9 protein-coding genes are annotated in these 8,493 nt (G+C 55.0%); 7 read left to right on the top strand and 2 right to left on the bottom strand.

Annotated elements, in window-relative coordinates; genetic code table 11:
* Positions 1 to 108: 108 nt before the first annotated feature.
* The gene (locus ACP5D4_RS19835) at positions 109 to 639 is read left to right on the top strand and encodes a L,D-transpeptidase (protein WP_428013343.1); all 531 of its coding nucleotides are present in this window, start codon (positions 109 to 111) and stop codon (positions 637 to 639) included.
* A gap of 24 nt (positions 640 to 663) precedes the next feature.
* On the opposite strand, the gene ACP5D4_RS19830 is transcribed toward ACP5D4_RS19835, so the two are convergent.
* Entirely contained in the window at positions 664 to 1,698 is a 1,035-nt protein-coding gene (locus ACP5D4_RS19830; protein ID WP_428013342.1) for a hypothetical protein, read from the bottom strand.
* Between the two features lie 555 nt (positions 1,699 to 2,253).
* On the opposite strand from ACP5D4_RS19830, the gene ACP5D4_RS19825 reads away from it, so the two are divergent.
* A complete protein-coding gene (locus tag ACP5D4_RS19825) occupies positions 2,254 to 2,394 on the top strand; it encodes an isochorismate synthase (RefSeq protein WP_428013341.1) in 141 nt (46 codons plus the stop codon).
* A 258-nt stretch (positions 2,395 to 2,652) separates the two neighbouring features.
* The gene (locus ACP5D4_RS19820) at positions 2,653 to 3,537 is read left to right on the top strand and encodes a tetratricopeptide repeat protein (protein WP_428013340.1); all 885 of its coding nucleotides are present in this window, start codon (positions 2,653 to 2,655) and stop codon (positions 3,535 to 3,537) included.
* Between the two features lie 127 nt (positions 3,538 to 3,664).
* Here ACP5D4_RS19820 and ACP5D4_RS19815 read toward each other — a convergent pair whose 3' ends face one another.
* Entirely contained in the window at positions 3,665 to 4,063 is a 399-nt protein-coding gene (locus ACP5D4_RS19815) for a response regulator (protein WP_428013339.1), read from the bottom strand.
* Between the two features lie 247 nt (positions 4,064 to 4,310).
* Between ACP5D4_RS19815 and ACP5D4_RS19810 the strand changes: the two genes are divergently transcribed.
* The 4 genes from ACP5D4_RS19810 to ACP5D4_RS19795 all read left to right on the top strand — a co-directional run bounded on the left by ACP5D4_RS19810 (position 4,311) and on the right by ACP5D4_RS19795 (position 8,433).
* Positions 4,311 to 4,463: a hypothetical protein gene (locus ACP5D4_RS19810; protein WP_428013338.1), complete on the top strand. Its 153-nt coding sequence runs from the start codon at positions 4,311 to 4,313 to the stop codon at positions 4,461 to 4,463.
* Positions 4,464 to 4,560: 97 nt separating this feature from the next.
* Positions 4,561 to 7,119, top strand: a complete 2,559-nt coding sequence (locus tag ACP5D4_RS19805; RefSeq protein WP_428013337.1) for a DNA gyrase/topoisomerase IV subunit A — start codon at positions 4,561 to 4,563, stop codon at positions 7,117 to 7,119.
* 136 nt (positions 7,120 to 7,255) lie between these two features.
* Positions 7,256 to 7,591 carry an antibiotic biosynthesis monooxygenase gene (locus tag ACP5D4_RS19800; RefSeq protein WP_428013336.1) on the top strand — a complete coding sequence of 112 codons (336 nt, stop codon included), beginning with the start codon at positions 7,256 to 7,258 and terminating at the stop codon, positions 7,589 to 7,591.
* 110 nt (positions 7,592 to 7,701) lie between these two features.
* Positions 7,702 to 8,433 carry a 16S rRNA (uracil(1498)-N(3))-methyltransferase gene (locus ACP5D4_RS19795; RefSeq protein ID WP_428013335.1) on the top strand — a complete coding sequence of 244 codons (732 nt, stop codon included), beginning with the start codon at positions 7,702 to 7,704 and terminating at the stop codon, positions 8,431 to 8,433.
* Positions 8,434 to 8,493: the final 60 nt, after the last annotated feature.

Here is an 8,493-nt window from a genome sequence, read left to right as displayed (position 1 = left end):
CACCACCCCCCAAGCCTTCGGCTATGGGCGGAGTACTGCGACGGATCTTGATAGAATCGAGGCAGAGTCGTTCGATCGATACCCATGTTATGCCCAATATTTCCGCGAATTCGCTCTCGAATTTGGCAATATAGCTCTGTTGCTTTAGCTCCTCTTGCCATCGGTGTATCGACCTTGGGATTCACTGCGCCTGCAACGGCAGGAATTGTCCCCGACTCCCCCTCCGACGCTGTGAAAGTGGCACAATACTACGTTGAAGATGCCATGTGGGACTTGCGCCAGTCTGGAATGCGTTGGATTGAAATCGACCTGAGCGGACAACGCCTCATCGCTTGGGAAGGAGACAATCCCGTGTACGCGGTTTACGTTTCCACGGGACGAGACGCCACACCCACCCCTACGGGCGTCTTTGAAATTTACGTGAAATACGAATCCGCTCGCATGCAAGGAGCGGACTACGACGTTCCCGACGTGCCGTATACCATGTACTACGATGGCAACTACGCCATTCACGGGGCGTACTGGCACAATTCCTTCGGCGTTCCCGTCAGTCACGGCTGTACCAACGTCGCTGTCAATCACGCCGAATGGTTGTACTATTGGGCGTCAGTGGGGACGCCCGTGGCGGTTCATTATTGAATTTTATCGGGTGGTTCTGGAGTCTTACTCGTCGCTGAGGATTTGCAGGCGAACGGTGTTTTCGCCGCTTTCGTCGAGGGGAACTTCAATGACTTTTCCGGTGATGCGTTCGATGCAACTGACGAGCGATCGCAGGTGAGGGGTGCTGGCGCCGGTGTCCACGTACAAGCGATCGGCGCGATCGGCGAGTCGTTTCCAGGTGGTATAGAGTTTGGTCACTGTCTGTTCGAGTTGGGCGGCTTGTTTGACCAAATCGGAGGCGACGTTCAAACAGCCCACGCGCAGGGCTTCTTCGAGCGCCATTTCGATATCTAAGGAGGAGTCGCGGAGGGTTTGGACTTGGGCGGCGGCGTCGATGTATTTGGAGAGGTTGCGGGCGTCGCTGGTGAGTTGTTTGATACTGTCTACGTCGGGATTTTCCGCCACTTCCCGCTGAATTTCTTGTTGGTAGTTTTCGGGAAGTTTTTCCATTTCTCGCACCAAGGGGGCGACGTGACGGGCGGGAAGGGAGCGATCGGCGGCTTTTTCGCGAACTTCTTCCGGGAGCAAGTCGGAGGTCATGGCCATCCATTCGTCCGAGAGTTGTTTGACTTCCCGTCGGGTGATGCGATCGCCGTCTTGGGCGGCGGTGGCCACCAGTTGTTGGACTTCGGTGGGGGATTTGGCGGTTTCGACAAAGGCGCGTTTGCTGAAGTTGTTGATGGCGTCGGGGTCGAGTTTTCCTTCTTCGAGGAGGGTGTCGGCGCTGTTGGCTAGTTCGATGAGAGAGTAGGCTTGGCTTTTGCTGATTTCGCGATCGCGCAGCCATTTGAGGAAGCCTTGACCGCGTCCTTCGCCGCCGATTTTTTCGCGATCGCGCACGGCCCGGAGGATGCGTCCCCGCCAAATGTCGGTTTGTAAGTCGAAGCGATCGCAAACCAGCCAGGCGCGATCGACTTGCTGTAAGAACTCGAATTCGGGAAGTCCTTCGTCTTCCGGGTTGGGAAGGTCGAAATCCAGTTCGGGGGGATTTTGTAGGGCTTCGACAATTTCGTTTTGCAATTCTGAGGATTGCACCATAGCGGCGAGCTCCGAAACGGCGGACGAATCCCTATGATACGGGTTTCAGGGGAAGTCAGACAGGGGCGCGGCGGCGTTTTTCCCTTCCAGAAGGGCCATCGATCGAGTTGGGGGGAAACGCGAGCGGTCTCCTCTCGATCTTTTGTGAGTGCGAAGCCCCGCGAACTTTAACGAAATGCGATCGATATCCTCCTCCCCTGACATCGATCGCGTCCCCTTGTTGAAAAACTTAGGAATTCGACAACTTCCGTTACGATCGACCTCGTTGAAGAAGTCCGAAACGACGAGATCGGTTATCTGGCCAGGATCTCAAAAAATTAGAAATTACAATAGTTTGTAAGGCGTCGTGGCCGAGATTTCTCGGACGATCGTTCCTCGATCGGGATCTGACGACCGCCTGGGGTAAAGAGCGTGGCGCCGGCAAATGTTGCAAAGCACTAACGAATCCAAATAATTATTGCAAACTGACTCAAGTTGCCGCGTTTATCTTTATCCTAAAGCTAGAGGAAATTATCCATTTCATTTTCAAAAGTTTCAAAGAAAGGGAGAACAACCATGAACTTCATCAAACCCGTCAAAGAAGCTGGTAAATACGTCTCCGAAGCTTTCCTGCGTATTTTTAGCCCCACAGACGACCACTATCCGAAGGTTGGGGTTCAACCCTTTGAAGGTCGTCCCAGCAAGAAATCGGCTTAACGGATGGTTTGTCCGTCCTCGGTGACCCATCCCGTCCCAAAGTCCACAAAAACCGTTCTACGTCAAAAAACCTATCGAACAAATTGCACGTAACAATTCGTGAGTGTCGCGAGAGATCTTCTGTTATCTCCTCTCTCCCTGTCGCTTTGTGTCAGCCTTTCGACTTCTCTCCATCGCGAGAGAAGTCGAATTGTCGTTTTTGGAGCGATCGACTAAGCTACTAGGTAGACCTTTTTGAGAAGTTTTTGACGGGATACTGTGCCACAGCGTCATTTTTGGATCTCTTTGCTCGTCGCAGTCGGTCTAGCGGGAACAGTAGAACCCGCCCGAGGACAAGCTCTCATTCCTCATACTCTGCAACTGGACGCCGAACAGCTCGAAGAAATCGGCGTCAGTTTAATTCAGGAAGCCGATCGGTGGGCGCGGTTCCAGCAGTACGAACAAGCCCTTCCCCGGGCCGAACTTGGGACGGAACTGTTACCGGACAACCCCCAAGCTTGGGGAATTCTCGGGAATATTTACATCAACGTCGATCGCATCGAAGAGGGAATCGACGCCTTAGAAACCGCGCGATCGCTGTCCCCGGAAGACCCCGCCGTTCGCTTCGCGCTGGGATTGGCACATTTCCAAGCCCAAGAGTACGATCGCGCCATCGCCGAACTCCAGGCGGGTCTCGACATCGAACCGGACGTACCGGGGGCGTTGTTCGACCTAGGAAACGCTTACTATATGCGCGGCGACTACGACGACGCCATCGACAGTTACGAAGAAGCCTTCGATCGAAACGGCGATTTCTGGCCCGCCATCAACAACGCCGGTTTAGTGCGTTACGAAATGGGTCAGATCGATCGTGCCTTAAACCTGTGGCGCCAGTCCGCCGACATCGCCCCCCGTCAAGCCGAACCCAAACTGGCCATGGCCGCCGCCCTCTACGCTCGAGGCGACGTGGAACAAGGTTTGAGCTTAGCCGAAGAAGCCCTACAACTGGACTTGCGCTATGCTGACCTGGACTTTCTCGAACTGAATCTTTGGGGCGATCGATTGCTGATGGCGGCGCGTCAGTTACTCAGTACCCCTCGCGTGCAAGCGATCGTCGCCCAGACCGAAGAAACCGCCCCGTTTTCCATCAAACGCGCCCAGTAACGCGCCCAGTAAAACCTTCTCGGTGAAGAAACCCGGTTTTTCCTTCCCTCTTGCGGACTGAAATCAAGGAATGGAGTGTTGGACCGGGTTTCAGCGTAAGTCCCAGGAGTTCCCCACTCGTCTCTCTTCAGGCTTCTGGCAGCAAATCGCGAATCGTATCGACAAATTCTTGGTGATCGACGACAGGCTTAGAAATATATCCGTCCGCGCCGCTTTCAGCCAAAAACGACTCGCGATCCCCGGCCATAGCGTGAGCAGTCACCAGAATAATCGGCAAATCCGCCGTATCGGGGTCGGCCTTGAGCATCTTCGTAATCTTAATGCCGTCTACCGCTTGCCCTTGATACACGCTATGGGAAAGCGAAACGTCCATTAAAATGATGTCAGCATCTCGGGATTTAGCAATCTGCATCACTTCATCTACGTTTTCCGTATGCTTGACTGCCATCCCCCCTCGTTTCGTTAAAATCTTCGAGAAGACCCGCGCGTTAACTAAATCGTCCTCTACAATCAGAACGGTTTTCATTGTGTCACTAACCTATTGTGCGTAACCCTAACTTCAGAGGTGACTGTTCGACCTGGCCTCGATAGTACCCCGAAAATCCTATCAAACATTGTCATAGGATTTTAGAACGTTCTTTCTCCAACGCGCTGAAACCCCGATCTCCAATCGAGCCGAGAGCGCCTGCGTCGTCTGTGCGAACGAAAAACGACCTTTGCCCTCCTCCACAAATTGTAACGGATCGAACCGACCCCTGCTGTCAACGGGGCGTATGTTGCCCGCACGACAGAGCCGAACCTCTGCGATCGTTCCCCGTCGCGTTTTCGATCGCCGTCTTGGGAGTCAACCCCGCCAAGTACCTGACTCCGAAAAGGATTTGGCGGGAACGACATCCCGACGCTATGCTATCCGTCGTTACGCTTAAATATTAAGCACGTCATTCAACCCGTCGGCGTAGGGGACGCGCGGGCAACTCGCCCCCGTTCCTACACCCCCTGTCAGACACTGAGGAACCGAACTTCATGGCTAAGCAGTTAAACCTACTCTCTGGCGGACAGATCGTCTCCACCGCTTTGCACGCCGAGATGCAGCAATCCTATCTCGAATACGCCATGAGTGTGATCGTCGGACGCGCGTTGCCAGACGTCCGCGATGGCTTGAAACCCGTTCACCGTCGAATCCTCTACGCCATGCACGAATTGGGGTTGACGCCCGATCGCCCCTATCGTAAATGCGCCCGCGTCGTCGGGGACGTTTTGGGGAAATACCACCCCCACGGCGACCAAGCGGTTTACGACGCGCTGGTTCGCATGGTGCAAAGCTTCTCGAGTCGCTATCCCCTCTTAGCCGGTCACGGAAACTTCGGTTCCATCGACAACGACCCGGCCGCCGCCATGCGGTACACGGAAACTCGCCTCGCTCCCCTCGGGAACGAGGGTCTGTTAACCCATATCGGCGAAGCCACCGTTGACTTTACCAGCAACTTCGACAACTCCCAACAAGAACCGGTGGTTCTCCCGGCGCAACTGCCGATGTTGCTCCTCAATGGGTCTTCTGGTATCGCTGTGGGAATGGCCACCAACATTCCGCCCCATAACCTCGGTGAAATCGTCGACGGACTGATCGCGCTCATCGATCGACCCGACCTTTCCGACGAAAAACTCTTTCAACTCATTCCCGGCCCCGACTTTCCCACGGGGGGCGAAATTATCGGTCTCGACGGTATCAAAGACGCCTATCAAAGCGGCCGGGGCAGCATTACGGTGCGCGGCGTGGTGCGCGTTGAAGAAATCCAAACCGGCCGCACTCGTCGATCGATCCGTCCCGCCCTCATCATCACCGAGTTTCCTTTCCAAGTCAGTAAATCCAGTTGGATTGAAAAACTGGCTCATCTGGTCAATCAAGGGAAAATCGACGGCATTTCCGACATTCGCGACGAAAGCGATCGCGACGGAATTCGCGTCGTCGTGGAACTCAAACGGGAAGCCAAACCCCAAAAAGTCCTCAAACAGATTTACCGTCAAACCCCCTTACAAACCAATTTCGGGGCGATTTTACTGGCGTTGGTGGACAACCAACCCGTCCAACTCAGCCTCAGAGAAGCCCTGCAACATTTCCTCGATTTTCGCGAACGCACCCTCGTCCGCCAGTACCGCCACGAACTGGACAAACTCGAAGATCGCCGACATCTGCTGTCGGGTTTGTTACGGGCGCTCGATCGCCTCGATGGGGTCATCGACCTCCTGCGAAACGCTCCCGACGGGACGACGGCGAAAATGGAGTTGCAAAATCGCTTCGAGTTCAGCGAAGCCCAAGCCGGGGCGATTTTAGCGATGCCCATGCGTCGCCTGACGGGGATGGAACGGCAGAACTTACAGCAGGAGTTCGACGAACTCACTCAGCGGGGAGAGGTGTTACAACGGCTTCTCAGCGATCGACACGAACTGATGAAATCGCTGAAAAAAGACCTTCGCGCCCTCAAACGCAAGTTCGGCGACAAACGCTTGACGCGCATTGTGGACGCCGACGGAACCATTCAATCGGAAGCCCCCAAAGGGCGATCGAGCAAAAAAGGCGAAAAAACCTCCACGCCGATTAGCGCCTCGATTCCCCTCGACTTGGAACCGCAAGCCGAAGATACCGTCGTCGAACTGACTCATCGCGGTTACGTGCGGCGACTTTCCCCCAAAGACGCCCAAAAACAGAACGGAAACGCTGTAGAGACGCCGCAAGTTTTAGAAAACGGGGAAGATTTCACCTTGCAGCAAGTGGCGACGCGCACCGATCGCGATTTATTGATGTTGACCCACGACGGAAAAGCCTACGCCGCCAAAGCCGGGGAAATTGCCAAAGCCACGGGGCGCAACACCCGAGGACAGCCCGTCGTCAGCCTGTTACCGCCGTCGGCGCAAGGCAATCCCGAGGCCATCGCCACCCAGTTGGTGTTGACGGGGGAGGTCAAAGGCAAACAGTTCGTGTTGTTGACGGACCAAGGCCGTATCAAACGTTTACCTCTGTCGGAGTTTGAGAACCTCACCGCCCGAGGCTTGACGGTGTTGAAGTTGAAAGGAGACGACCGTTTGGACTATGTGGAGTTGACGCGAGACAACAGCGACGCTGTGGTGGCGACGACGGGGGGGCGGTTGTTGCGACTTCCCATCGATGACGACCAGCTTCCCGTTTTGGGACGTACCGCCCAGGGCTATCAAGCGGTTCGTTTGCGTAAAACTGAACGAATTGCCGGGTTGAGTGTGGCTTCGGCGTCGGACGAGTTGGTGTTGGTGACGCGCCAGGGACGAATCAAACGGCTTCCGGCGAACCTGTTGCGCCAGGGGCGTCGCGGCGAAATTGGCACGCAGGCGTTGCAGTTTGCGAACAAAACTGACGAGTTGATGGGGATTTTGCGCGTTGAAGCGGGGGCGGATTTGGTGGTGGTGACGAGTGGCGATCGCGTGGTGCGGTTTTCTCTCGATCGCTTCGAGGTTTCTGGGAAAGACGGAACGGGGGTTCGTCCGCGACTGTTGAAATCTAAAGAGACCGTTATTTCGATCGCCTTGTGCTTCCCGGTTGGGGGAGAATGAGAAATAGACCGAACTGCGAGGCGCTAAGTCGAAATCGACCTGTTCGTAGCGAACGGCGACCCGTCAATCGTAGTAAATCGATCGTCCATTCAACCCATTATCGATTCTTTGCAGATTCAAGTTAGGGGAACACGCCATGAGTGATTTTATGGATTTTCTGCGACACAAATACGCCTATGTCGCCCGAGGAGAGTTCAAACCCGGAACGTTCGACGACGCCAAAGCTCTGTTCGATCGCGCCGTGGCCACGTACCATCAAGGATTCGAGGGGGCGTATTTGTTGCAAGAACCCGGTACCGATCGCGGTATCGCGATCGTGTTCTGGGACAACCAGGAAGACATGGAAGCCAATCGTAACGAAAAGCTGGACGAGATTTTGAACGAAATGTCTCATTTGTTCGTAAAAGCTCCCGAAACGGCGTTTTACGAAGTCAGCAGTGAAATTAAGAAACACGAACCCGTCGAAGCCTAGGTTTGACAGCGTTTCGAGTCGGAACCCCGGTTTTTTGAGTCGAACCGGGGTTCTGTGTTGGGAAGTTAACCGCCATAATCTAGAGGTGGTCGTCTCCTAATCTCAAAGCCATGCAGCGCATCGCCGTCGAACCCCAGCAAATTCTCGATCGAACGATTTATCTCAACGCCGCCCAGGAACATTATTTGAAACGGGTGTTGCGATCGAGCGTCGGCGATCGCTTCGTGGCGATGGACGGACGGGGACAGTGGTGGGAAGCCCAATTGGTGATGGGCGATGACGGTTCTCTGTTGGGGGAGATCGATCGCCAACTCGACGTTTCGACGGAACTTCCTGTATCTGCGACCCTCTTCGCCGCTTTACCCAAAGGAAGCGGCTTCGACGAAGTGGTTCGTCAAACCACCGAACTCGGCGTCAGTCGCATTGTTCCCGTTCTCAGTCAGCGAACGCTCCTCAATCCCAGTCCCAACAAACTCAAACGCTGGCGGCGTATCGCGACGGAAGCCGCCGAACAGTCGGAACGTCAAATTGTTCCCGAACTGTGCGAACCTCTATCGTTTCGCGAGGCGATGGCGGCGGTGGGGGAGACGCCTAGCTATTTTTGTGTCGCCCGAGGAACGGTTCCTCATCTCTCCGCTGCACTACAGACGGCGTTAGAGGGCTGCGACGCTGGCGAAATCGCGATTTTTGTCGGTCCCGAAGGTGGATGGACGACGGACGAGGTACAGCAAGCCAAAGATACCGGATGTCAACTGGTGTCCTTGGGGCGTCGCGTGTTGCGGGCTGTCACCGCCCCGGTGGTGGCGTTGTCTGTCGTCGCCGCTGTGTGGGAAACGCGGTGACATTCATCTATAGCCATAGGAAATGATTCGTGGCCAAATCCCCGATCGATCCAGGGCTGT

The organism is Baaleninema sp. (genome assembly GCF_049974805.1).
GTDB lineage: Bacteria > Cyanobacteriota > Cyanobacteriia > Cyanobacteriales > Geitlerinemataceae > Baaleninema.
The sequence above is the reverse complement of the archived record's forward strand: the minus strand, read 5'-3'. Positions and strand labels throughout refer to the sequence as shown.

What these genes read in the sequence shown, in the direction of transcription:
- ACP5D4_RS19810 (WP_428013338.1), top strand. Translation starts at nt 4,311, where the DNA reads ATGTTGCCCGCACGACAGAGCCGAACCTCTGCGATCGTTCCCCGTCGC.
- ACP5D4_RS19815 (WP_428013339.1), bottom strand. Translation starts at nt 4,063, where the DNA reads ATGAAAACCGTTCTGATTGTAGAGGACGATTTAGTTAACGCGCGGGTC.
- ACP5D4_RS19805 (WP_428013337.1), top strand. Translation starts at nt 4,561, where the DNA reads ATGGCTAAGCAGTTAAACCTACTCTCTGGCGGACAGATCGTCTCCACC.
- ACP5D4_RS19800 (WP_428013336.1), top strand. Translation starts at nt 7,256, where the DNA reads ATGAGTGATTTTATGGATTTTCTGCGACACAAATACGCCTATGTCGCC.
- ACP5D4_RS19825 (WP_428013341.1), top strand. Translation starts at nt 2,254, where the DNA reads ATGAACTTCATCAAACCCGTCAAAGAAGCTGGTAAATACGTCTCCGAA.
- ACP5D4_RS19830 (WP_428013342.1), bottom strand. Translation starts at nt 1,698, where the DNA reads ATGGTGCAATCCTCAGAATTGCAAAACGAAATTGTCGAAGCCCTACAA.
- ACP5D4_RS19795 (WP_428013335.1), top strand. Translation starts at nt 7,702, where the DNA reads ATGCAGCGCATCGCCGTCGAACCCCAGCAAATTCTCGATCGAACGATT.